At 52.2% G+C, this 24,377-nt stretch carries 13 protein-coding genes; 7 read left to right on the top strand and 6 right to left on the bottom strand.

All coding sequences use genetic code 11. From position 1 onward, the window contains the following. Positions 1-371: 371 nt before the first annotated feature. The 3 genes from BN2106_RS12270 to BN2106_RS12260 all read left to right on the top strand — a co-directional run bounded on the left by BN2106_RS12270 (position 372) and on the right by BN2106_RS12260 (position 13,123). Positions 372-5,588 (top strand): glycoside hydrolase family 3 C-terminal domain-containing protein, encoded by a 5,217-nt coding sequence (locus BN2106_RS12270; RefSeq protein ID WP_050698867.1) that lies wholly within the window; start codon positions 372-374, stop codon positions 5,586-5,588. A 274-nt stretch (positions 5,589-5,862) separates the two neighbouring features. Next, complete coding sequence (locus tag BN2106_RS12265; protein ID WP_050698866.1) at positions 5,863-6,213, top strand: helix-turn-helix domain-containing protein; 351 nt, start codon at positions 5,863-5,865, stop codon at positions 6,211-6,213. Positions 6,214-6,535: 322 nt separating this feature from the next. Continuing rightward, entirely contained in the window at positions 6,536-13,123 is a 6,588-nt protein-coding gene (locus BN2106_RS12260) for an Ig-like domain-containing protein (protein WP_050698865.1), read from the top strand. 388 nt (positions 13,124-13,511) lie between these two features. On the opposite strand, the gene sigK is transcribed toward BN2106_RS12260, so the two are convergent. Next, on the bottom strand, positions 13,512-14,207 hold the full coding sequence (sigK, locus tag BN2106_RS12255; RefSeq protein WP_050698864.1) for an RNA polymerase sporulation sigma factor SigK: 696 nt from the start codon (positions 14,205-14,207) through the stop codon (positions 13,512-13,514). Positions 14,208-14,574: 367 nt separating this feature from the next. Between sigK and BN2106_RS12250 the strand changes: the two genes are divergently transcribed. After that, positions 14,575-15,405: a Cof-type HAD-IIB family hydrolase gene (locus BN2106_RS12250; RefSeq protein WP_050698863.1), complete on the top strand. Its 831-nt coding sequence runs from the start codon at positions 14,575-14,577 to the stop codon at positions 15,403-15,405. Positions 15,406-15,601: 196 nt separating this feature from the next. On the opposite strand, the gene BN2106_RS12245 is transcribed toward BN2106_RS12250, so the two are convergent. Then, positions 15,602-17,191, bottom strand: coding sequence for an ABC-F family ATP-binding cassette domain-containing protein (locus BN2106_RS12245; protein WP_050698862.1), 1,590 nt, complete (start codon positions 17,189-17,191; stop codon positions 15,602-15,604). A gap of 228 nt (positions 17,192-17,419) precedes the next feature. Here BN2106_RS12245 and BN2106_RS12240 point away from each other — a divergent pair, with 228 nt between their 5' ends. The 3 genes from BN2106_RS12240 to BN2106_RS12230 are packed head-to-tail and all read left to right on the top strand — an operon-like array spanning position 17,420 to position 19,344. Next, positions 17,420-17,803 (top strand): metal-dependent transcriptional regulator, encoded by a 384-nt coding sequence (locus BN2106_RS12240; protein ID WP_050698861.1) that lies wholly within the window; start codon positions 17,420-17,422, stop codon positions 17,801-17,803. An 11-nt stretch (positions 17,804-17,814) separates the two neighbouring features. Continuing rightward, positions 17,815-18,732: a CFI-box-CTERM domain-containing protein gene (locus tag BN2106_RS12235; protein ID WP_050698860.1), complete on the top strand. Its 918-nt coding sequence runs from the start codon at positions 17,815-17,817 to the stop codon at positions 18,730-18,732. 21 nt (positions 18,733-18,753) lie between these two features. Then, on the top strand, positions 18,754-19,344 hold the full coding sequence (locus BN2106_RS12230; protein WP_050698859.1) for an HD domain-containing protein: 591 nt from the start codon (positions 18,754-18,756) through the stop codon (positions 19,342-19,344). 129 nt (positions 19,345-19,473) lie between these two features. Here the strand turns inward: BN2106_RS12230 and BN2106_RS12225 are convergent, their stop codons facing one another. From BN2106_RS12225 to BN2106_RS12210, 4 genes are all read right to left on the bottom strand, one after another. Continuing rightward, positions 19,474-20,319, bottom strand: a complete 846-nt coding sequence (locus tag BN2106_RS12225) for a metallophosphoesterase (RefSeq protein WP_050698858.1) — start codon at positions 20,317-20,319, stop codon at positions 19,474-19,476. 68 nt (positions 20,320-20,387) lie between these two features. Then, positions 20,388-22,250, bottom strand: coding sequence for an asparagine synthase (glutamine-hydrolyzing) (asnB, locus tag BN2106_RS12220; RefSeq protein ID WP_050698857.1), 1,863 nt, complete (start codon positions 22,248-22,250; stop codon positions 20,388-20,390). 28 nt (positions 22,251-22,278) lie between these two features. Further along, positions 22,279-23,001 (bottom strand): cysteate racemase, encoded by a 723-nt coding sequence (gene cuyB, locus BN2106_RS12215; protein ID WP_050698856.1) that lies wholly within the window; start codon positions 22,999-23,001, stop codon positions 22,279-22,281. Then, on the bottom strand, positions 22,998-24,224 hold the full coding sequence (locus tag BN2106_RS12210) for a carboxylate--amine ligase (RefSeq protein WP_050698855.1): 1,227 nt from the start codon (positions 24,222-24,224) through the stop codon (positions 22,998-23,000). Before BN2106_RS12210 ends, cuyB begins: the two co-directional genes overlap by 4 nt. Positions 24,225-24,377: the final 153 nt, after the last annotated feature.

Here is a 24,377-nt window from a genome sequence, read left to right as displayed (position 1 = left end):
CGGTAAAGAGCAGCCGGTCCTGTGAAAAACAGGGCCGGCTGCTTGTTTTTTTGCCTTATAATTCCAAAGTAGATACAAGTAAATATGTTGTAAAATTATCAATAGTATAAATATATTCTGTGTATTTTATAGAGAATTCTATTGACAATCTCTTCCAGTTGTAGTTTAATAAGATCATAGGTTCAACGGATTAATAACTATAGTGAGGTTTTCATTGGGGAGGGGAGATGGTATTACATTCAATATAGCAAAAGAGCTGTTTATGGAACCATTTCCATACTGATACAACTGATAAAGAAAAGGAGGGACAAAATACAGGATCGGGCAAACGATTGGAATAAGGAGTTTATGAAACGAACGGGGGTTTGAAAATGAGTTTGAAAAGAAAAGGCGCAGCGAAGAAAATTCTGGCGGCGGCTCTTACCATGACTATGCTGTTTGGAACAATACCGGCGGCGCCGGTAGCCAGCGCTAAGTATTCGCCGGGCAATCCGGAGCTGGCGCGTCAGGTGGCAAGCGAAGGTATGGTATTGCTGCAAAACAAGGACAATGGCCTGCCGATTCCGCAGGGCGGTTCGGTGGCACTTTTCGGGCAGGGCCAGATCGACTACGTGAAGGGCGGCTGGGGTTCCGGTGACACGAGCGTAGATTATCTGGTCAATATTCTGCAGGGAATGCAGAATAAAGAAAAAGAAGGCAAGATCACCCTGAACAAAACGTTGGTTGATGCTTATACAGCGAACAAGGCGTTGACACTGACGGCAGATATGGCCAACACGGCGGCAGCCGAGTCTGATACGGCGGTTGTAGTCATCAGCCGCAATTCCGGTGAAGGCTCTGACAGAAGCGCCGGAAAGGGAGATTATCTCTTAAGTGATACCGAATCCCAAATGCTGGATCTGGTCTGCGCGGCGGGCTTTGAGAATGTTGTCGTGGTCCTGAATATCGGCGGTATTATCGATACCAAATGGATCACAGCGCATCCTGAGATCGACTCCGTTCTGATCGGCTGGCAGGCCGGTATGGAGGGTGGAAACGCCATCGCGGACGTGCTTTGCGGAGACGTCAACCCCTCCGGCAAACTGACGGATACCTGGGCGAAAAATTACGAGGATTATCCGTCTTCCAATAACTTCAGCAATAACGCATATGTCAACTACGAAGAGGATGTCTTTGTAGGATACCGTTATTTTGAGACCTTTGATCAAGAGTATGAGAAGGTCAGCTATCCGTTTGGTTACGGCCTTTCCTATACCACATTTGATATGACCGATGTAAAGGTTACATACGATGAAGAAAATATCAATGTGGAAGCGACAATCACCAATACCGGCGATGTGGCGGGTAAAGAAGTGGCGCAGGTCTATTTCAGTGCGCCGCAGATGGGTACCGGTACCGCTGTCTTGGGCAAACCTGCAAAAGAGCTGGCGGCTTATGCAAAAACGGGGCTTTTGGAGCCGGAGGCTTCTGAGACTCTGAAAATGTCTTTTGCAATCGAGGATATGTCCAGTTATGACGATACTGGGATTACCGGACATAAATCCGCTTATGTGCTGGAAGCCGGCGACTATGACGTCTATGTCGGCAATTCTATTCGGGACGCCGGCGAAAAGGGCGTGCGCGGTACCTATACGGTAGAAGAAGCGTATGTAACCGAGCAGCTTTCCGAGCAGGCGGCTCCGAAACGCCTTCCGAAACGTCTTTTGGCGGACGGCAGCTATGAGGATATGCGCAGCGAGGCTATCAAAAAGATTTCCGCCACAGAGCCGACAAAGGTGGAGGCGGAAGACTATGAATCCGCACATGCAAACGTAGTGGTAGAGTCATTTGGCGATGGACAGTGCGTGGCGTTCATGGACAGTGCGGAAGAACACCGCTGGGTTTCCTATAGTCTGAATGTGGAACAAGCCGGAACCTATGCCGTGCAGCTCCATATGTCCAACGGTTATGCGGAAATTAAAGACATGGTTACTGTTGAGGTGGAAGGCCGCGATCAGAAGGTTGTTGTTAACCTGCCGCAGACAGGCGACGGCAGCGGCAAAGCAGAATGGTATAACTTTATCGACCTGGAGCCATTTGAGGTTAAGCTGCCAAAGGGTCCCTGCACATTAAAGCTTACCTGCAAAGGTACCAAATACGGTAACACCGACTATATGACGTTTAATATGGTTCAACCGGAAGAAGGTTTTGCCATTTCTGCAACAGAGACCTCCCGCGTGGAAGCAGAACAGTTCTTCGGCGCGGCGGGCAGCGTCCGAATTGAAAACTGTGTTCCCAACCATCCGCTGGGCTATGTGCCGCAGCCGGGTGACGAAGAAATCAGCACGCTGGCCTACATGAACTATGAAGGCAACTGGGTTACCTATTACCTCAATGTGGAAGAAGAAGGCGAGTACAACATTTCTTTCAGCATGTCCAACGGCCGTCCGGAAATCCCGGATATGATGCGCGTTTACGTGGACGGCAAGCTGCAGCCGGGCATCAATTTCAACCTTCCGCAGACCGGCGACGGTGAAGGCAAGAGCGAGTGGTATAATTTTGAGACCTTTGGCCCAATTCAGGTGAATCTGCCGAAGGGGCTTTGTGAATTCAAACTGGTTTCCACCGGATTGTTCGGTAATATCGACTATATGGATTTCTCCAAAGCAGAAGCTGAGGAGCCTGCGGCGGCAGCGTTCCGTGCCTCCTCTGCCGCGAGCAGTAAGGCTGCGGGCAGCCGTGCGGCATCTTCCGCAAAAGCGGCGGACGATGAACCGACGGATAAAATCATGCTGATCGACGTCTATCATGGGACGGCGACGATGGACGATTTTATCGCGCAGCTCTCCAATGAAGACTTGGCTTATTTGTCCCAGGGACATCCCGGTATTGCGACAGGTATTATCGGTGGACTGGACGAATATGGCATCCCGGGAGCGCAGACCACCGACGGACCAGCCGGCGTTCGTTCCGGTACAGCCACCGCATGGCCGTGCTCTACGAACCTGGCCAGCACGTGGGATGTTGATCTTGCACAGAAGGTCGGCAAAGGCGTTGCAACAGAGGCGTTGGAGAAGAAGCTGGATATCTGGCTTGCACCTGGCATGAACATTCACCGCAATCCGCTGTGCGGCCGCAACTTTGAGTATTACTCTGAAGATCCGCTGCTCACTGGTAAAACGGCGGCTGCTATCACCGAAGGTGTGCAAGGCGAAGGCGTTTCCATTACCCTCAAGCACTTTGTGGCAAACAACAAGGAAAACAACCGAAATGCGAGCGACAGCAGAATGTCCGAGCGCGCTCTGCGTGAAATCTATATGAAGGGCTTTGAAATCGCGGTAAAGGAAGCGGACCCGTGGTGTATCATGTCCTCCTACAACTATGTAAACGGAACGGAAGTTTCTGAAAACTACGATATCCTGACCAATATTCTCCGTGGCGAGTGGGGATTCAAGGGTATGGTCATGTCCGACTGGGGCAATGACAGCACCCACTGGAAGGAAGTCAAAGCGGGCGATGATGTCAAGATGCCGAGTGGCAGCTCCGACAGCATCCTGACCGCTCTGGAAAACGGCGATCTGACCCGTGCGGAGCTGGAACGCAATATTGCCCGCACGCTGGAAATGATCATGAAAACCCCTGTTATGGATCGCGAAATCGTCAACCCGCCTCAGCCGGAATATGTGCCGATCAGCGCGACGGAAGAAACGACCATTAAAGCAATCGATTATTTCAAAGCCCTCGGTATCGGCGAAGAAGCCTGCGAGGACGAAGGCGGCGGTACCAATCCGACTCATACGGACAAGGGCAACTGGATGAAGTACTACTTTGATATTGAAGCTCCCGGCACCTATGATTTCTATACCAGAGTGGCGGTTAACGCGGATGGTGGATTTGACCTCCGTCTGGACGGCAAGAGCATCGGCGGCGTTTCCAGCATGGCCCCCACCGGCGGCTGGCAGAGCTGGACGACCCTGGAGCCGTTTGAAATCACCCTTCCCGCCGGACGTCATGAGCTGCAGTTCTACTGCACGGTCACCGGTTTTAACGTCAACTGGTTCAAATTCGTACCCAAGGTAATGGAAGATGTCTCCTACACAGTCAACTATGTTGGCAGAGATGCTTCCCTGCTGGTAAACGGCGAGGAGCAGAAGTTTGCGGACAACATCAGCCGCTACGACGGTATTGCAAAGCGCGGCGAGACCGTGGCGCTCAGCTTTATCCCGCGTGCGGACGGTAAGGAATTCAGCAAGGTCCTGCTTAACGGCGAACCCGTTGCAATAAAGGATCCGACACGCTTTGACTATGTGTACACAGCGGATTACCAGAACAACACGCTGAATTTCTCTTACACCCTGCTGAACAAATCTACCCTGCGCACTGTACTTGCAATTGCGGAGGATTGCCTCACGACCGACGAGTACAAGGAAGCAATTCCGGCGGTGCAGGAAGCCCTGACCGACGCCATCGCGGCGGCAACAGCGCTGCTGGATAACCCGGACGCGACGCAGGCGGAACTGAATGACGCAAGCTTCAAGCTGATCGACGTCATCCAGATGCTGAGCTTCAAGGCCGGCGATAAGACCTACCTGAATTATCTGATCAATATTTCCGAAGAGGTCGATACGGAAGGTTCCCTGCCGAGCGACATCGAGGCATTTGAGAATGCCCTGGAAGCGGCAAAGGTCGTCGTTGCGGACGATAATGCCCTGGAAGAAGAGGTAAAAGACGCGGCAGACGCGCTGTACGACGCCATGATCGCCCTGCTGGATAAGGTGGATAAAACCTACCTGAACACTGTGGTCGTCGAGGCAATGGCCATTGCCGAAGAGATCGAAGCGGGCGCGTTCCTGCCGGATAATCAGGAAGCGTTCCAGACGGCATTGGCAGAAGCGAAGAAAGTCGTGGATGACGAAGAAGCGTCCCAGAGCGAGATCAAGGCGGCGGCGAAGAAACTGGCGGACGCGATGGCGGCTCTGCGCAGAGTACCGAACAAGAAGGCGTTGGAAACCCTGATTGCGGACGTAGAGAAGATGGACCTCAGCAAATATGAGGCTTCCGGCGTCAATGCGCTCCTGAGCGAAATCAAAGCGGCTAAAAACTACCTGGATACAGACCTTGACGCAGAGGATCAGCCCGAGATCGACGCGAGAGCAGCAAAAATTGACAACCTGGTAGACGCGCTGGTCGAGAAAGGCAAGGACAACAACAGCCATGGCAGCTCCGGCGGCGGTTCCGGTAATAAGGGCGGTTCCTCCGGTAAGGTTTCCGGCGATGGAACAGCTCCGGTTGTACCGGCGGCCCCGGTCGTAACGGGTGGAACAACTGTGGCGAAGACCGCTTCCGTTGTTTCCGATACCACATTGCCGTTCTCCATTAAGAGAGGCGCGGCGTACTGCTTCAAGATGACGGTTGTCAATGGAAGCGCTGCGGTGCCGAGTTTCACTGTCGGCAATGGCAATGCATTCAAGACCCAGTTCGTGGCCAAGATTGGCAATGCGTATTATTTCCGCATTTGGGCGATTGGCGCACCGGGCCAGAGCACCGGCGTATACACCCAAATGCCAAATGAGGCGCCGCAGCAGCATTGTGTTGTCACAATCGCTTAAAAGGGGTGCTCGCTGTAAGCGCGTCCCGACCGGAGCTTCCGGACGAAGCTCCGCAGAAACATTGTATGATTACCGTCGCCTGACAATGGATAGAGGTCCGGTAATCGTAAAGACAGACCAAAGCCATACAGGGCGCCCGGTTCCATCAAAATGGAGCCGGGCGCCTTTTTTCAGCTGCTGTTTTCCCTTTTACCAAGCCCGGTTCCATGGGATTCGGATTGAATTTCCATCAAAAGTATGGTATGATAAAACCAGTTAAAGGATGGTGGAGAGGATGGAAGTAGGTCAGCGAATCAAGGCGCTGCGGACCTCCCGCGGCCTGACGCAGGAAGAGTTGGGACGGCTGCTGGGCGTAAAAAAGGCGGCGGTTCAAAAGTATGAAAACGGCAGTGTGGAAAACCTGAAACGGGCCACGATTGCAAAGCTGGCGGAGATTTTTGAAGTAACGCCCTCTTATCTGATGGGATGGGAAGAGAAGCCAGAAGGGCAGGCGCCGCAGATCGACGGCGTATATCTGAACCTTGCTAAAACGGCGCAGGACTTAGAGTTGGACCCGGAAGACGTGGAACTGATCATGCAGACGGTTGCGCAATTAAAAAAACGGGGAAGCCGCAGTAAAGGCTGAAACGATAATAAAGCAGTTTGGAAAAATCTTAAAAAAGGTTTTTCCAAACTGCTTTTTATTTTGCCGTTTCAGTGAATGGGTAAATATATATCCTGTGCAAAATAAAATCCTTCCATTATATACCAATAATATAAAAAAGAATTAATAACATGGATAATTTATATATACTATGTTAGTAAAATATATCTAAATATGTAATAAGCGGAGCTGAAAAGGAGATAATTGATTTCCTTTTTAGATATAAAATGGGGAGGAAGGAGGTTCAATTGCGTAAAATTTTGGAAGAATGAAGGATGGTTGAGAATTGAAAAGGAGTGATTTTATGAAAACACGGCTGGGCAAAAAGCTCGCCGCGGCGGTATTGGCATGTACCATGCTGTTCTCGGCAGGGCCAATTGGCGCGGTCGCGCAGGCACAAGCATTTGAACCGGTGGAGACGTTCTTCACGGTCGACAAAGAAACAAACGGTGCATTCAACGGCGTATATGGGTTAGACGGCTATACGCTGCCCGCCTATGATGGCGCAGGCACCGGCAACCGGACACCGCGGGACAATTATCCCGACTATGTGGAAGGTGTTACGTATTCTTATTTTGCGCGCCACGGCACATGGTTGAAGAGCGGCGCACCGGACGTCTCCAAGATCGCAGTGGAAGGCGAAGAAAAACGTCTGGGTTATATTTTTGACGATGAAAAAATGGTTATGCATGTGGATGTCAACGACGACGAAATGCATACCATTACCATTTATGCGGCTGAGGGCCAGGACCGCGAGCAGAGCTATCAAATTTTTGAGGCTGGCACGGACCGCGCACTCTCCGACAAAGTGACCATCTCCAATTTTATCAATGGCCAGTATGTTTCCGCGGAATTCTGCGGGGATGTCGACGTGGTTATTTTGAATGAGAATATTAAAGAGTTGGTCACAAACGTCGTGATTAGCGGTGTATTCTTTGACACACTGGCATATGATGATGTGCCGGTGCGCAAAGTTACAGTCAGCGCGCCAAATGGACAGACTTCCTTTGATGAGTCGGACTTCCCGATCCAGATGATCGCTTCTGTTGCGCCGTCTTATGCGGCCAACAAAGAGGTTTCATGGTCTGTGGAGCCCATGCAGTCCGAGAACGAAGGCAAGGCCACGATCGACGGGACAGGCCTGCTGAACATCGAAGCGCCGGGCAATTACAATGTGATTGCGACGGCGAAGGACGGCACCGAAATCAGCGGCAGTTGCTTGATCAGCGTGGTTGAAGGCGAAGCCGCCGAGTGGACGGTCGACGAAACAACGATGGGCGACTGGACCGGTACTTACGGCGGGGACGGATATGTGCTGAACGCCTGGAATGCCGGCTCTGTCGACGTGGAAAAGTTGCCCTACTATGTGGACGGCATTACGTACGGCGTGGAAGACCGCAACGGCAACTATACAGCGAAAACCGGCACGGCGGCAACGCTGCCGTACGGCCTCGTCAATCCGGACGACGAAACAGGCACCCGCAAAATTTCCTACCGCTTTGATGACAAGTGCCTGACAGTGCGCATCCGTGTGAACGATACGGATACGCATACCCTCACATTCTACGCACTGGCGGAAAATGAAAACGGCAGAGCGGTCAGCTACCAGCTCTTCCAGCCGGGAACGGATATTCCGATATCCAAGAAGACGGAAATCGGTACCCTCTCTAAGGGCAAATATGTGACCATTCCGTTCAGCGGCTCCGTTGACGTCAAAGTCAACAATGAAAATTACAGCCCTGTTAAAACGAACGCAGTGGTCAACGGCATCTTCTTTGACAGCGACTACGGTGAAGTGGTCCCGGTCAAACGGTTGGTGATTGCGCCGGAGGACGGCGAAACCATCCGCCAGGAACTTGGCTCCGTGCAGATGAAGGCGACCGTTTATCCGATCATCGCGACGGACAAGTCGATCACCTGGTCCGTGCAGTCCGATGATCCGGACGTTGCAACGATTGACGCGGACGGTTTGCTGACGATTTTAAAGAGCGGTTCGTTTAAGGTCGTGGCAACCGCAAACGGCGGCGAGAATATCACCGCGGAAGTTGGCTTTACCAGCCTGGGAGACGTCGCGGTTCCGGAAAAGACGGAAATCGTAAAGCTGGGCGACACGTTCACCATGATTCAGAACGATATGGTCCGCGTCGTATATGACGAAATGACCGGCCGCTATTCGGTGTATGAGCAGGAAAGCGGTTTGCCGTATGTGCTCAACGCCTACACACAGGTCAACGATGACAAGAGCACCAATGGGTATGTATTCCATATGGAAGACGTGACTGAAGACGGCTTCGCGGGTAAAACCATGCGCATGATCGGTGAAAAAGACGGCGCGAACGGCATTGTGCTGGATGTGACGCTGGAGGATCATTGCGGCGATGTCATTCTGACCGCTGGTATTGTCAACAACACCGACGCGGGCGTCAAGCTGATGCAGATGTACCCGATCATTGCCAATTATGCTGGCAGCGGCGGTATCTTTGTCGGCCCCGACCCGGCTGAAGACCACACGATCCTGACCGGCGAGGGCAACTGGACCGTGCCGCGCGTGGTAAACAGTGCGACGGCAACCTCCAAGAACAACACCATGCTTTCCTACCGGAACGATCCGGAGAAGGAAAGTTTCCTCATCGGCGGCCTGACCACCTATGAGTTCCAGAACACCATCGACACCGCGTACAACGCGGGCCTCTCTCTGGAAAACAACGGCAGAAAGAGCGTGGATGCGAAAATCCGCATTTATGATAACACAGGCAAACTGGTCGACGCCGGGCAGCTCTATATGGGCGACAAGGCGCTGATCAACTTTACCGAAAAGAACCCCTACGATTCCCTCGACGCCTATGCGACCAAGCAGGCAGATGCGATGGAGGTCGATCTAATCGACTTTGACCCGTATTACTATGAATGCCTCTGGTATGTCAACTGGCTGACCCCGGGCTCCAACAACGCGGACTTCGCTGTGCAGGAGGTCAAGGATCTTGTGGACCGCGGCATGGCAAATTATGCGATTCCGAACCTGCGCGTGGAGCCGGACAGTTATGTCAACCCGAATGAGCAGCTCTGGTGGGACGATGCACATTGGAAGCAGTTTGGGCATATGACGGACAACTATCCGACCATTAAAGACTGGAACAAGGCGATGAACAACGCCGGCGGCGAGGGCGGCCTCTATATGCAGGCTTCCTATCGTTCCGACGACTACTGCGAGCAGTACCCGGGCCACATGCTCTACAACGATCCGCTGGAAGGCCCCGACTACACCGATCCGGAATTCATTGCCCATATGGCGGATGTGTATGCCAATATTAAGGATGCGGGCATCCGCTCCCTGTTCTTCGACTATGCGGGACAGTACCACGGCAAGAGCGGCGGATATCTGCTGGATAAGACCGGCGGTTTTGAAGACCCGTATGCTACAACCGTTTCCGCATACCGCAATATCTTTGCGCTGCCGAAGAAGTATGTCGGCCCCGATATGCGCATTTCTGAAAACTCCTGGGAGCACAGCGGTTCTGATTTGGCGATCGGTCTGATCGACATTCAGCGCACCATCGGAGATACCAACCAGTTCTCCCCGGAAATCGCCCGCACGGCGATGTACCAGTGGTACCGCCATAGAAAGACCAAGCTTCTCTATTCCGACGTTAAAGTTTTTGAGGACAACGATCTCGACCTGCGCCGCGCGCAGATTACCGGCACCGCATTTCTGTTTGGCAAGATGACCATCGGCGAGAGCGTCACCCGTATGGACGACCAGAAGATCAAGGACATCGGCCGGTCTGTTCCATTCCCGATTGACGGCATTTCCGCCCGCCCGGTCGGCCTCTTTGAGTGCGGTACGGACATTCCGGAATACTTCGATTACAAGTTTAATTCCGAATATGACGACCATATCCTGATGTTCTGGAACCAGGGCAGCCAGACCAAGACCATGCAGGCGGATCTGGGCAAAGACACCGCGTTCGGCGGCGTTGGACTCGACCCGGAAAAAGAATACGAGGTCTGGGACTTCTGGAACTGGAATTACATCGGCAAATATCAGGGCAGCGACATCCTGAGCCAGCGCGTCAGAAAGAACGAGATGCGCACCATGGCGGTCCGCGAGGTCCGCGACGACCCGTATCTGCTTTCCACCAACCGCCATGTCCTGCAGGGAGCGTTTGACGCAAAGAACATTGCATACGACGCAGCCAGCAAGACCATGACCGGTACATTTGAAGTGGTTGGCAACGATACCTACAAGGCGATCATCCCGCTGGATGGCCACGAGCTGATTGCGAAGGATCTGAAAGTCGACAATGAAAATGTAACGGCGAGCTTTGTACACAGCGCGTTTGGCAATTATGTGGAATTGATCATGGACGCTGCGGAAAATCAGACAGCCAACTGGACGCTGACCTTCGAGGAAGGCACGATGGAGCCCGATACCGAGGCGCCGACAGATGTTATGGGTCTGAAGGCTTCTGCGGATTATGACGGACTGGTTTCCCTCACCTGGCAGCCGTCCACGGATGACAGCGGCTTTGTGCGTTACAATGTTTATGGTTCCGATCAGGCGGACTTTGTGCCGTCCGAGGATAACCTGATTGTCACGGTAAATGAAACCTCCTTTGTGGACGAAATTGTCCATAATGGAAGCTACTATTTCGCGGTCGCGGCGACGGATGCGTCCGGCAATGTCGGCGGCGCGGCAAGTGTCCGCACCCAGTCCGTACCGGAGGCAATCCCGGTCAGTAAGATGACTGCCACCGCGGGGGATGCAAACTCCACAAGTGAAGCGGCCTCCAAGGTTCTGGATGACAATCCAAGCACGATGTGGCATACCAACTGGAACGGTGTTTCCAGAGACAAGCAGTGGATCGATATTAAATTCAATGCACCGACCGTCGTCAACACCTACCGGTATCTGCCGAGATCCGGTGCGGGCAACGGTACCATCAAACAGTTTGAACTGCTTGCCAGCAAGGACAATGGCGCAACCTATGAGAAGATTGCTTCCGGTGAGTGGAAGGCGGAAGACGGCTGGAAAGAAGTCCGTTTCCCGGCCACGACCGTTACCAACCTCAAACTGATGTCCATCACCTCCGTGGGCAACTATTCCTCCGCGGCGGAGATCCGCGCATACAATACGCCGGATATGACGGGAATTTCCATGCGCGAAACAGCGGTTTCCCTGGATGTAGGTGACAACGATACGCTTCTGGTGGATATCTATCCGACGAATTTGAGCGGAACGGCGCTTACATGGACTTCCTCTGCTCCAGATGTGGCGGTAGTGGACGAAAACGGCGTGGTTACCGCGCTGAAGGAAGGCATGGCAGTCATTACAGCAAGTGTTCCGGATACGGAATTCCAGGCAAGCTGTGAAGTATCGGTTGGCACGCCGGTTCCGGAGGAGCATACAATTACGGTCCGGTACACAAAGAATGCGAGCCTGTCCATCGATGGCGAAGTACAGAAGCTGGCAAACCTGCTCGGCAAGTATGAGGCTGAAGTACTGGCGGGAACAACGCTTACACTGGACTTTACGCCGTTTGTAGAAGGCAGAAGCTTCGCAGGCGTCACGGTCAACGGCGAAACAGTGGACTTTGACATAGACGCGTATACGTACACCATCGATATGCCGAATCAGGCGGTCGAAGTAGACCTCCATTTTGAAGCAGTCGATAAGAGTGTTCTGGGTGCGACGATCGTTTATGCGGAATCCTGTGCGGATGAAGCGGCGCAGGCCATTCCAGTGATAAAGGCGAAGTATGAGAAGGCGCTCAAGCATGCCAAAGAAGTTGATAAGCAAAAGACCGCAACCCAGCAGGAAATCAACGATGCGTGGGGCGAATTGCTCGACGCGCTGCATCTCCTCAGCTTCCAGCCGGGCAATAAGACCGCGCTGCAGGGCCTGATCGACGTCGCCAAGGCGGTGGATCCGGAACTGTACACGGAAGCCAGCATGGAGAAAATTGCAGCGGCGGTTGCACTGGCAGAAGGGGTCATTGCAGATGAAAACGCAATGGACGATTCCATCCAGGAAGCTTATGACGCACTGATGAAGGCGCTGGATGAGCGGCAGATGAAGGCGGATTTGAGCGAGCTGGAGAAGATGATTCAGCAGGCAAAGGATATTATTGAAAACAGAGACAGCTACATTGACAGCGGCTTTGACAAGCTGCAGGAAGCGCTGGACGCGGCGGAAGAAATGACCGCGGAAAATACGCAGAAGGAAGTCAATGCGGTGGTCAAGACGCTGACCGAGGCGGTTGCAAACATGCGTCTGAAGGCGGATAAATCGAAGCTGGAAGCGTTGATTGCGGAGATGGAAAAGGTCGATACCTCCCGCTACACGGCAAGCAGCGCCCGCGTGTTCCTGAACGCGCTCAAGGACGCAAAGGATGCGCTGGCAAATAGGAATCTCAGCGAAGACGATCAGCTGTTTGTAGACGAGAAGTGCAATCGTTTGCAGGCCGCGAATGCCCAGCTGGAGCACAAAGGCAGCGGCGGAAACGGCGGTTCCTCCTCCGGGAATAAGAACACTTCCAATTCCGGCAAGACCTCCGGGGAAGGCACGCTGGTTGCCGTTACCACTCCGGGCGTCGTTACAGGCGGTGCGACGGTTGCACAGGCGGCGTCGGTTATTTCCGATACAACGCTGCCGTTTACCCTCCGTAGAGGAAGCGCATATTGCTTCAAGATGACCGTTGTCAACGGAAACAACCTTGTTCCGAACTTTACGGTCGGCAACAGTGACGTTTTGAAGACACAGTTTGTCGCAAGGATTGGAAACGACTATTATTACAGAGTGTGGGCAGTCGGCACACCCGGCGCAAGCACCGGCGTTTATACCCAGCTGTCCAACAGCGTGCCGCAAAAGCATTGTGTTGTCACGATTGCTTAAAATAGGTTTTGCTGTAAACACGTCTCAACCAGAGATCCCGGGGCAGAATCCGGTTAAACACGGTACAGTAATCATTGATTGAGATTTTAAACGGGCCGGTTAAGAGAATCGTCGTAGACGCGTGCCGGCCGCAGTTCCATTATGTTGTCAGAAATGGATCTCGCTGAAAGCGTGTCCCGACAGGAGGCCCCGGGTCAGACGGCACAGAACCACGGTGGGGTTACTGTGCACTGATTTGAAATCGCACTAAAAAGCAGACCAACTGAGAATCCCCCGGCCATTTGGCCGGGGGATTCCGTGTTTTTAGAGAGGAGAGAAGGAAGAGCGTGATCGTGCAAACGCTGTGAAATGGCCCTTTGCAGCAACTGCCGTCTGCAAAATCTGGCAGTCATTTGCTGGGTTTATCAAATTTCTTTTTCAAAGCAAGCAATGCCTTTTTTTCAATCCGGGAAACGTATGAGCGCGAGATTTTTAATTTCGACGCAACCTCCCGCTGGGTCAGCGGAAGATCGCCGTTGAGTCCGTAGCGAAGTTCAATAATGGTTTGTTCGCGGGGAGAAAGGGTTTCCAGTATGTAGCGCTTCAGCTGTTCGGATTTGATTTTCCAATCCAGGTTGTCAACAATATTGTCCTCTGTGGCCATAACGTCCATCAGCGTCAAAGCGTTGCCGTCCTTATCGGTGTCGATCGGTTCATTCATGGAAACGTCCTGCGCGCTCTTTTTGGAGGCACGGAAAAACATCAGCACTTCGTTTTCAATACAACGTGCGGCATAGCTGGAAAGACGGATTCCCTTGGAGTTGTCAAAGGTGTTTACCGCTTTGATCAGGCCAATGGTACCAATGGAAATCAGATCGTCCTGATCATTTGTGTTTGAATAGTATTTTTTTATAATATGTGCAACCAGCCGCAAATTGTGCTCAATCAGTTCGTTGCGGGCTGTCTGATCCCCGTTTTGCAGGCGTTCCAGACAGTCTTTCTCTTCTTCTGCGGTGAGCGGCCTTGGGAAAGAACCGGCTCCGGTGACATGCAGAACCCAAAAAATCAGCCCGGAGAGCGCGCAGGAGAGCAGAGCCGTCAGCATAGAATCGCCCCTATCCAATTTGTATTAAGGTGGCATTATATCAACAATTAGTATATAACAGCTTGTGAATGGGCTAAATAGCCATGTGTTGTGATGCCGCCTTTGGTCATACCTCTATTCTATGGATAAAGTGCTTGTTTGTTGCCAGTCCGTTTAGGGAAATAATTGGTCGGCGGGGCGGTGTCCCTGTTGTTGATTATTCCGAAAATGTTCTCTGTCGTATAAAGTAACAGTTTTTTCACGGATGGAAGAAAAAAGTCTGGACACAGAGGATGCGGCTAATTGATCCGCGGCAATTAAATCTTTCCTGTGGTTGCGTATACTATGAACAGTATATAAGTTTGAAAGCAAAAAGGAGTGGCAGAAATTGGCGATTCGATTGGTGGCCCTGGATATGGACGGCACAATTCTTTTGGACGACCATCTGACAGTTACCCCGGCGGTACGGCAGGCGATCTGTGCAGCGGCGAAAAAGGGAGTACAGGTGGTTCCTGCCACGGGGCGGGTTTTTTCCATGCTGCCAGATGTGTTTCAGCGGATGGAGGACGTCCGTTATGTGATTAATTCCAACGGCGCGTCGGTGCGGGATATGCGGGAGGACAAAGTGATTTATCATAAGTGTATCTCTGCTGAAACTGCTGGAAAAATTTTAGATATGCTGGAGCCCTACGGCTTGTTGATACAGTTCTATTGCGAAGGAAACATTTATACGGAAAAGCGTCTGATGAAACATGTGGATGAACTGCCCTTTTCGAAAGAGTTTATTGCAGAGATTCGGAAGACACAACAGGAAGTGGACAGCCTGCGTACCTTTTTACAGGAGCATCCGGAAGGCATTGAAAAATGTAATCTGGCGCACGTACCGTCCCCGCTGCGTGAAGAACTTTGGAAAATGTTTGACGCCATTCCGGAGCTTGCCGTTGTCTCATCTGCGGGCAGCAATCTGGAGTTAAACCAAAGGGATGCAAGTAAAGGTGATGCGCTGCGCCACCTGTGTGAACAGCTGCACATCGCTTCGGAAGAGGTGATGGCGGTAGGCGACAGCGGCAACGATATTGAAATGCTGCGGTTTGCCGGATGCTCCGTCGCCATGGGGAACAGTACGCCGGATGCGATGGAAGCCGCCAAATACCGGACGGCTTCCAACCAGGAGGACGGCGTGGCGCTGGCGATTCAGAAGTATATTTTGGAAGGCTGAAGAAGGGTTTCTTTGGCGGAGTACAAAAAGGCAGATAGCCTCGAATACAATAAAAAGCCCGCACAATCCAAATGAAAACGGATTGTGCGGGCTTTCTTTTATAAGGCAGTTATAAAGAAGAGGTTTCCTGTACCAGCCGCATGAATCAACGCGAAGTTTACGATTATATGGAATATCCTGGCATAATTTGTATAAATCAGGAGTTTGTATACTCAATGTATTCGTCGTAGGTGCCCATGCGGTCGATCACACCGTCGTCAGTGATCTCAATGATGCGGTTTGCGATGGTTTGAATGAATTGATGGTCATGTGAAGCAAACAGTACAATCCCCTTGAAATCGATCAGGCCGTTGTTAACCGCTGTAATGGATTCCAAATCCAGGTGGTTGGTGGGCTGATCCAGTACCAATGCGTTGGAACCGAACATCATCATACGGGAGAGCATACAGCGCACCTTCTCGCCGCCGGACAGCACATTGACAGGCTTTTGCACGTCGTCACCGGAAAAGAGCATCTTGCCGAGGAAGCTGCGCAGATAGGTTTCTGTGGTGTCCTGCGCGTATTGCTCCAGCCATTTGATAATGCTGAGGTCGCAGCCGTTGAAATAGGCGGAGTTGTCCTGCGGGAAATAGGACTGTGTTGTGGATACACCCCATTTAAAATAGCCTTCGTCGGGCTCCAGCTCCTCCATCAGGATTTTAAACAGCGTGGTCAGGGCAATATCGCTCTTGGCCAGGAATGCAATTTTATCGCCTTTATTGACGCGAAAACGCACATTGTTCAATACTTTTATGCCGTCCACAGTTTTGGAAAGGCCTTCGACCTCCAGAATCTCCTTACCGGGCTCGCGGTCCATCGTGAAGCCCACAAAGGGATAGCGGCGGCTGGACGCCGGCATTTCCTCCACTGTAATTTTATCCAGCAGTTTTTTACGGGAGGTCGCCTGTTTGGATTTACTTTTATTGGCGGAGAAGCGCTGAATAAAGGCCTGCAACTCTTTAATCTTTTCCTCCGCTTTTTTATTCTGGTCGCGCATCACGCGCTGCATCAGCTGGCTGGACTCGTACCAGAAATCGTAGTTGCCCACGTAGAGCTTGATTTTGTTATAATCGATGTCCACGATGTGGGTACACACATTGTTTAAGAAATGTCGGTCATGGGAAACGACGATCACTGTTCCAATATAGTCCGCAAGAAAATCCTCCAGCCAGGAGATGGATTTTACATCCAGGTCATTCGTCGGCTCGTCCAGCAGGATGATATCCGGCTGCCCGAACAGGGCCTGCGCCAGCAGGACTTTAACCTTCTCGCTGCCGGTGAGAGAATCCATCTGCGAATATAGGGTCATATTGTCCACGCCGAGGCCCTGCAAAAGCTTGCCGGCCTCCGTTTCTGCTTCCCAGCCGTTCAGCTCCGCAAACTCCGCCTCCAGTTCCGCCGCCAGGTCGCCGTCCGCGTCGGAGAAATCCTCTTTTTCATAGAGGGCGTCCTTCTGCTTGAGGACCTCATACAGGCGCGGATTGCCCATCAGGATGGTTTCAAATACGGTGTATGCGTCGTAGGCATGGTGGTCCTGCTTCAGGACGGACATGCGCAGTTTGGGGTCGATAACAACTTCCCCCTTGCTGGGCTCCAGTTCTCCGGAGAGGATTTTCAGAAAGGTGGATTTTCCCGCACCGTTGGCGCCGATGACGCCGTAACAGTTGCCCGCCGTAAACAGCAGGTTGACGTGGGAAAAAAGCGGCTGGCCGCTGAAACTCAGGCCGAGATCGGAAACGGTAATCATGTGTTTTTCTCCTTTATCTGTCCGTTTGGTAGTTTTGTTATTTATTATACTGTTTGTATATAAAAGACTGTGGGAAAGGGAACTTTCCTGCAAACGCCTTTTATTTTACCATAAAGTGCGCGTTTAAAATATGGCGAAAAAGATGAAGGAACGGAATCTCTCTTGTTATTTTTGAGGAAAACTGCTACAATTAAAAAGATACAATCACAATGACACAGGAGGTGTCTTATGAAAATTCAGGAATCGGGCGAAAATTACCTGGAAACCATTTTGATTTTAAAAAACCGGAACGGGTTTGTGCGCTCTGTGGATATAGCCAATGAGCTTAATTTTACAAAGGCGAGCGTCAGCCGCGCCATGAGTATTCTCCGCAAGGCGGAGTTGATCGTCATGGAGAAAAACGGAAATATTGTTTTAACGGAAGCGGGATTGAAAAAGGCCAGCGCCGTATATGAGCGCCATACCACGCTTTCCCGATTTTTACAGCTTGCACTGGATGTCTGTGCGGAAACCGCCGCGCAGGATGCCTGCCGGATGGAGCATATCCTCAGCGAGGAGACGTTTGACAAGATCAAGGAATATGTGCAGGCGCGTCAAAGCGATTGCGAATAGAGGTGCGGAAAATGCGTTTTATTACGGCGGAATGTCCCCACTGCGGCAAGGTGCTGCAGCTGCCGGACGATGCGGAGCAGGTGGTCTGCATGTACTGTGCGAAGCCGATCGATGTGCCGGCAATTTTGAAAAAGCAGGCCGGATCGGAGCAGGAAGAAGAGCTGTTTGTCTATTGGATGGGGGAAGCCAAACGCTTGATGGACGACGAGCTGGTTGCCTTCTGCGCCGATATGCGGCAATTTACGGCGGAAAAATATCCTCCGGCCTTCGAAGCTTACACGGTTCGTCTTGCGCCGGTCATCAATACCTATTGCAAGGCGGCGGAAAACGGTTCCATGGTTTGTGCGGCGGAAGAGTTCAGCGAATTTTTGATGGGTAAATATTTGGAGCACTTTCAAAAAGAGGGCGTAAAAAAGAACGACTCCAAATTTTTTGACTACCGTTATACGGTCGTTGCGTTCCTGATTCCGGGCATGCTGGAGAGCAGGCACAAAGCGGCGTATGAACTGGCGGACCATTTTTTGGCACACTGGAACAAGGAGTACCCCAAAAATCCGCTGGGAAGAGCGGATTTTGAAAGCATCAACCGCGGCTTTAAAAAGAAGCTGTGCTTTATTACCACGGCGGTCTGTGAATCCCTTGGTAAGGGGGACGACTGTGCGGAGTTGAACGCGTTCCGCGCGTTCCGTGACCATTGGCTGCTGGTACAGCCGGAGGGGGAGCGGAAAATTCGCGAATATTATCTGTTTGCACCGATGATCGTGGAGAGAATTGAGCGAAATCCGGAAAGAGAAGCAATTTACCGTTCAATCTGGCGGGAGGATCTGGAACCGTGCCTCAAAGCGCTGGAGAAGAACCAAATGGAAGATTGTGCGCAACGCTACGAATCAATGGTTGGACGGCTGGAACAGCGTTTTCTGCCGTGTTGAAAGGAAGGAGTGCATCTGAAAATGGATACAGGCAGGTTGGAACAGCAGCTGCGATTTTTGGTGGAGGTCGACAAGATGAAAAGCGTCTACCGGCGCACGATTCTGATCGATAAAACCCGCCGGGAATCGGATGCGGAGCACTCCTGGCACTTTGCCCTGATGGCGATGCTGCTGCTGGAATATGCGCCGGAAAACGTCAGCTGTGAGCGTGTGATGCGCATGGCATTGGTGCATGATCTGGTGGAGGTCTATGCAGGCGATACCTTTGCGTATGATGAACAGGGGTATCTGGATAAGGAACAGCGCGAACAGGAAGCGGCGGACCGGTTGTTCACGCTATTGCCGGCAGACCAATCGGCAGAGCTTCGCATGCTGTGGGAGGAATTTGACCGGGCAGAGACGCCGGACGCGCAATTTGCCGCGGCAATCGACCGGCTTCAACCCTTCCTCAACAATTATCTGACGCAGGGGCATACCTGGGCATTAGGCGATGTAAAGAGCGAGCAGGTTTATAAACGAATGGACATGATCCGGATCGGTATGCCGGAAGTATGGCCGTTTGTGGACCGGATGATTCAGGAGAGCATTGAAAAAGGCTATTTGCAGAAATAAGAGCGGAAATCAGCGAACGGGCTGCCAGTATAAAAAGCTGGCAGCCCGTTTTTGCAATAGTATGAAGTTTACCGAATCATCGTTGTTTTGACAGCGCGCTTTAAAAAGCTCTGTTCTGCCCCCGTTACCCTACGCGCCTTTTTTCTCGGAGGCCGGCAGCAAATCGACAATCACGAGTTCCGGCGGGTTAAAGACGCGCGGCCGGTGATTCCGGCAGAGCCCGCGGCTGACGATCAGCGTCGTACCGCCCAGCTGGTAGCGCCCGCCCGCATAGGCGGGAAAAATCCCCTGATGCGGGGCGAACAGGCCGTTCAGGATGCCGGGGATGCGTACCTGTCCGCCGTGCGCGTGACCGGCCAGAACCAGGTCGAAACCGCTGTCCCGATAGTACGCAGTCAACTCCGGATGATGCGACAGCAGTACGGTGTAGACGCCATCCCCCGCAGCCGCCTGGCAAGCTTGAAATTGCTTTTTCCAACCGGCGGCAATGCGATCCTTGCGAAGACTGAAGCCGCTTGGATCGTCGACGCCACAGATGCGGAGCGGCTGTTGATTTAACATTACGGTTTCCGCGGCGCCTTCCAAAACGATGACGCCATAGGAACGGAACATCTCTTTGATTTTTTCCACTTCGCCGGTGCGGATCTCGTGGTTTCCCGTTACATAATAACAGGGATAGCGGTTTCCAATCGCCGCAAGGAGCAGTTTGGTGTTGTCGTGCGGCAGTTTGTCGTCTGCAATATCCCCGGCGAATAAAACAAGGTCTGGATTCTGCTCCTGAATGGCGTGGATCAGCGTTTCCTGCTTGTTGCCGTACCGACTGCTGTGCAGGTCTGTCAAAACAGCCAAACGCACGGCGGCGGAAACCTTTTTTGTTTCAATAGAATAGGGCCTGACGGTCAGGCCCTGCCAAAAGGCGGCGGTAAAAAATGCGAGTGCCGCGAGAACAATTCCAATTTCAATCAGAACACCCATATATTTTCCTTTTTGGCTTTTAGTCGTTCATGTCGTACTGGTGGGACGCGTGAAAGAAACGGCTTGCATTACTTCCGCGCTTTGGCGGGCTGGAGCTGAAAAAACTGCTCGTACCACAGGATGAAGGAATAGACGGACCAGATGCGCTGCATATTGGCGGCTTTACCCGCCTTGTGGTCGTTGAGAAGCTCCATAATGGCCTCCTGATTAAAAAACATCGCAGCCACGGGCCCCTCGAATTTTTCCCTCACCATGTTGTAGTATTTGTCCATGCGCAGCCAGTCGTTCAGCGGGACAGGGAAGCCCAGTTTCTTTTTATTGGCGGTGCGTTCCGGCAGCTGTTTGATCGCCGCGCCGCGCAGCGCAACCTTGGTGACGTCTCCGTGCACGCGATACCGGGAGGGAATCTGCATCGCCAGCTCCAGCATCTTTTTGTCCAGGAACGGCACGCGCAGTTCCAGAGAGTTTGCCATGCTCATACGGTCGGCCTTTTGCAGGATGTCGAACAGCATCCAGGTATGGATGTCCACATATTGCAGCTGGCTTGGCTCGTCCAAATCTTTGACCTTATCAAAATACGGCTTCGCATAGTCAACCGGATTCTTCTGGTGGTAGTCTTTTTTCAGATAGCGGTTGACGTCGCCGTAGGTGAAGACAAAATTGCTGCGCATAAAGCGCTGATAGGGTTCCATGCCGCCACGCACAAGGAAATTTTTTCCCTTAAAGCCCGGCAGCTTTTTTGCGGCGGAAGCAGCGGCGCGGCGCAGGCCCGCGGGAACCTTCCGGTACGATTCAAAGTGCATACCGGCCAAATACATCGGATAGCCGCCGAACAGTTCATCCGCGCCTTCGCCGGAAAGAACCACTTTCACGTATTTTCGGGCGTTCTGTGCCAGAAAATACAGCGGTACTTCAGAAGGATTTGGCAGCGGCTCGTCCATGTAATACTGGATTTCCTTGTTGGCTTCAAAGAACTCGTCCGCGCTGACCTTATTGCTGATATTTTGTACGCCGACGGTTTTGGAAAAATCCTGCGCATAAGGCAGTTCGCTGTATTTTTCCTCTTCATAGCCGACGGAGAAGGTTTTGACGTCCTTGGTCACTTTGGAAACCTCTTTCACCACGTAGCTGGAATCCACGCCGCTGGAAAGGAAGCAGCCGACTTCCACGTCGCTGATCTGGTGGGCCTCCACGCTTTTGGTGAATTCCTCCGTGATACGCTGTTCCCATTCCTCCAGCGTTTTGGATTCGTCGATCTGGTAGTGAATGTCGTAATATTTTTGAATGGTCATTTTGCCGTTCTGGTATTCAAAATAATGTCCGCCCAAGAGCTTATAAACATTGCGGAACATGGTTTCTTCGTCCGGGATATAGGAATAACACATGTACTCCGGCAGGCGTTCTTCGTTCAGCTCCGGCTTGAAGGCGGGATGTTCCAAAAAGCTCTTGACTTCGGAACCGAACAGGAAATCGCCGTCTTTGTGATAGTAATAAAACGGCTTAATACCGAAGATGTCGCGCGCGCCGAACAGCTTTTTTGCCTTGCTGTCCCAGATGACGAACGCGTACATACCGCGCAGCTTCTGTAAAAAGTCTGCGCCGTACTGCTCGTAGCCGTGCAGCAGGACTTCGGAATCCGTGGCGGTTTTAAAGATATGGCCCTTTTCAACCAGGTCTTTGCGCAGCTCCTGGAAATTGTAAATTTCTCCGTTGAAGACCAGCGCCATCGTACCGTCCTCGTTGAGAATGGGCTGGGAACCGCCGGACAGGTCGATGATACTCAGACGGCGAAAGCCGAGTGCGACGTCGTCGTCCACATAATAGTCGTCCTGATCCGGTCCGCGGTGCCGGATACGGTCCGCCATTGCACGAATGACTGCGTTGCGGTCGCCGCCGTATCCGTTTGTAAAAAATCCTACAAAGCCACACATGGGCAGTCCCTCCTTGTCGTTGGGCAGTTTATTCTTTCGTAATTAAAGTATCGTATGCGGGACGAAGCGGTTTTTCACAGCGCAGGATGCCGGCACGCGCTAATACATCCAGTGTATCCAACACACCCGGGCCAACGGGATAATCCCGCTTAATGAGCGAAAGCTCCGTACAGCCCAAAATGACGCATTCCGCACCCTGCTTTTGTACCGCGCTGGCGGCAGCATGAAACTTGTCCAGCTCGACGGGGCGGCCCGCTTTACAGTCGTCGTAAATCAATTGCATGACACGCTGCTGGTTGGTTTCGTCCGGCAAAACGCATCCGATTCCCTGTTCTGCCAGTGCATACTGAAACAGCCCGGCGCGCACAGTGCCGGTGGTCGCCAGAATGCCGGCGGTCTTTACGCCGTTTTCCCTGAGGTGCAGCGCGGTTTCCCGCAAAGCGTGCAGGAAAGGAATCCGCACCGCCGCGGAAAAATCTTCATACAGCGCGTGGGAGGTGATGCAGGGGATTGCAATACAGCAGGCCCCTAAAGCTTCCAGTTTTTGCGCCGCTTCAACGATGGGCACAAGGGGAGAGGGCTTGGCATGATCCAGAATGTAGGCCGTCCGATCCGGAATGGAGGGCCGGTTAAACACGATCGCGTCCAGATGCTCCTGATCGGTTTGCGCGTCCGTCATCTCCACAATGCGGCGCAGAAAATAGGCGGTTGCCATCGGGCCAAGTCCGCCGATCACTCCCAGTGTCTTCATTCGTGCAGCCCCTTATTGCCAAAGTATTTCTTGTACTTTTTGCGGTAGTTCATCTGGTTCAGGAAGAAGGACAGCGCATGCTTTGGACTCCAGTCCGGTTTATACTGCATGGACTGGCAGTATTTCCCCTCTTTAATGAGGTTGCGCGCCTTTTCCTTTAATGACGCGTCTTTGACATATTGAAAAATAACATCTTTGGGGATGATGCTCCAAAGTACTTCATTGGTGGCGACGGTAAGCTCCATATTCTTCTGTTCGATCACGTCGTCAACCAGCCATTTGGCGAGGTTGTATCCGGCGGCGGTCACATAAAAGCTGCTGCGGCCCTGCCGCAGGTTCATCTCAAACAGCTTGTACTGTTTGTCGCGTGGGTCGTACTTCATATCAAAATTGGCGAAGCCAATGTAGCCGATGTCTTCCAGAAAACGCTTCATGCGTTCCGCCAGCTCCCGGTCGCAGGTGCTGATGATCGCGGCGTAGCTGCCAATGCCTTCCGGAGAATGCTCCTCCAGCAGGGCGTGCCCCAGCGCGATGAGTTTTACCTTTTTATCGCGTCCGCTGTAGCAGTTCATTACGCGCATGTTGCTGTCGTCACCGGGGATGTATTCCTGCAGGATCAGGTGGTCCTGATAGGAGGAACTGTAGATGGCGTTCAGAATGTCGGTGAATTCCTGTTGGTTGTTGGCGACAAACACCTTCTTTTTATACGGGAAGTGGCAGTTCCAATAGGCCACGGAGTTGCTGGGTTTAATGATCACCGGGAAGTTGAAGGGAAGCTGAATTTCCTTGTAATTCTCATAGGTGCAGGCCGTGGTTTTGGGAAACGCGAAACCATGCTCTTCACAGACCTGATAAAAGCTCTCCTTGATGCTCAATCGCATCAGAAGTGCTTCGTCAATGCATTCAAAACGGTAATAAGGGCGCAGCTTGTCCTGATTGCGCACCAGCAGTTTAATGTAATTGTCGCCGCAGGGGACCAGCAGAAGCGTCCGGTCCGGATAACGGCCCGCGAAGGCAATCAGCGTTTTACAGAAAACGGTATCGTCCTCCAAATTGGGTTCCACGCACTCCACCGTGACAATCTTGCTGTTGGAGGTCGCGTTTAAACGGCCCTTTCCCACAGCGACACTCTTGATGCCGTAGGCTTCGTGAAACGAACGCGCCATGCCGTAGACGTTTACATCGCTGCCAAGCAGTACCGGCAGAAAATCGGGTTGACTCATCCAAATTTCCTCTTTTCTTTATCGGGCGTGCGGGCTGCATGCAATCCGCACGGTTCTCTTTTCAGTATGGGCCGGCCGGACCTCTGCCATACCGAAAATCCGGCCGCTATATTTGATTATTATACTATCTTTACCAGGGAATGACAATAATAG

It is taken from the genome of Anaeromassilibacillus senegalensis (genome assembly GCF_001261775.1).
Lineage (GTDB): Bacteria > Bacillota > Clostridia > Oscillospirales > Acutalibacteraceae > Anaeromassilibacillus > Anaeromassilibacillus senegalensis.
Note: the sequence above shows the minus strand (reverse complement) of the source record. Positions and strands in the feature narration are given on the sequence as shown.